This window comes from Novipirellula sp., assembly GCF_041583735.1.
Taxonomy (GTDB): Bacteria; Planctomycetota; Planctomycetia; order Pirellulales; family Pirellulaceae; genus Novipirellula.
In genome coordinates this window covers 1-1639 of sequence record NZ_JBFHFD010001028.1, presented here as the reverse complement: position 1 = coordinate 1639, position 1639 = coordinate 1, and the positions used below count along the sequence as shown (strand labels likewise).

Annotated in this window: 3 protein-coding genes; all 3 read left to right on the top strand. The window is 55.3% G+C overall.

The genetic code is table 11. The annotated features are described in order from the left end of the window. On the top strand, positions 1-211 hold a 211-nt coding region (locus ABX962_RS35755; protein WP_372726414.1), incomplete at its 5' end, for a hypothetical protein. After that, complete coding sequence (locus ABX962_RS35750) at positions 201-1256, top strand: N-acetylneuraminate synthase family protein (RefSeq protein WP_372726413.1); 1056 nt, start codon at positions 201-203, stop codon at positions 1254-1256. The genes ABX962_RS35755 and ABX962_RS35750, both read left to right, overlap by 11 nt. Then, on the top strand, positions 1250-1639 hold a 390-nt coding region (locus tag ABX962_RS35745; RefSeq protein WP_372726412.1), incomplete at its 3' end, for an aminotransferase class I/II-fold pyridoxal phosphate-dependent enzyme. The genes ABX962_RS35750 and ABX962_RS35745, both read left to right, overlap by 7 nt.

Sequence of the window (1639 nt, the reverse complement as noted above, 5' to 3'; positions counted from 1 at the left end):
TCAAAGCGGACAGGGAACGGTCTATCGACGTCGCGGCCCCGCCGACAGCAAACTGGACCCTCACCGCCCCCTTGCCGAGCAGTTCAATCTGCTGCGAGTCGTCGACAACGACGCCTACCCCGCCTTCTTCGAACTCGGGGGCTCCACTTACAAGCTGCAAATCACCAAGGTCGATGCGGCCTCCGCCTCGCGAGAGTCAGATGAAGATTAACGACAAAGTCACGATCGGCGACGGATCCCCCACCTTCATCATTGCCGAAATCGGATCGAATCATGGCCAAGACTTTCAACTAGCCCTGGATACGATCGATGCCGCAGCCGAAGCCGGGGCGGATGCCGTCAAGTTCCAATCGATCGCACTCGACGCCCTTTACCTCGACCCGAGTGACGAAACACGCAGACTGCATCAAGCCATTGACTTGGACGAATCATGGCATCAGCCTCTGAAAGAGCACTGCGATAAGCGTGGCATTCTGTTTTTCTCGACACCAACGTATCTGCGATCCGTCGATCTGCTCAGTGATCTGTCGGTCGAGCTGTTCAAACTCGCGTCAGCTCAAATTGGCACGTTCCCTCAGCTGATTCAGCGTGTCGCTCAAACCGGCAAACCAACGCTGCTATCGACGGGACTGGTCAGCTACGGCGAACTCGAACAAGTGATCAAGATCTTTGAACGCAGCGGAAACAAAAACTACTGCATTCTGCACTGCAACAGTATCTATCCCACTCCTGCGGATCGCGTTTTCTTGGGCCGCATGGAGATCTACCGGAAAATGTTCGGCTGTCCGGTGGGATTCTCCGACCACACCGACGGCATCGCGGTCGCCACCGCCGCGGTGGTACTCGGAGCCGATGTGATTGAAAAGCATTTCATCTTGAAACGCGGCATTGTCAACGCACCGGATGAACCGTTTTCACTGGAACCTGCGGAATTGCAGGCGATGGTGCAAAGTATTCGCACCGTCGAGCAAGCCAACCGCACCGAAACAAGAATCGAAATCGAAGCCGAAGAGACCCAATTCAAAAACGCGATACGCTATCGAGCGATTCTCAAACATGACATCGCCAAGGGACATGAACTCAGCTCCGACGACGTTTATTTCCTGCGTCACCCCAGCGGTGTTGATGCCGTCGCCCTCAACCAAATGCTTCAACAACGCGTGGTTGCAACCAACGACTTGAGCAAAGACTGCTTGTTGCAGATGGACGATCTTGTGCTGCAGCCAGAACCGCAACCGGAACAATCTCGATGCTAGCCGCGCAGCGTAAACCGAGTGCCTCGATGGCGATGGCCGAACGAGTGCGTCAAATGCGTGAGCGTGGACGCGAGGTTATTTCGTTCGCGATGGGCGACACCCATGTCTCGCCCGCTCCGCAGATCGTTGATGGAATCACGCGAGCGATGCAGGCCGGGCAAACGCACTACAGTTCAGCCCGCGGATTGCCGGAACTTCGGCGAGCCATCTGCGAACACTACTACCACGCAAAATACCAAGACGATCAAATCTTAGTGGTTCCCGGTGTTAAACAGGGCATCTACTATGTGCTGCAATCGCTTGCCCCCAAACGAGTTTGCGTATTGGAACCCGCTTGGTTGGGATACAAAGCGACCGCCAATCTTCTCAACGTTCCGGTCGTT

Excerpts from the sequence above, each read along its gene's own strand:
- ABX962_RS35750 (WP_372726413.1), top strand. The coding sequence starts at position 201 with ATGAAGATTAACGACAAAGTCACGATCGGCGACGGATCCCCCACCTTC.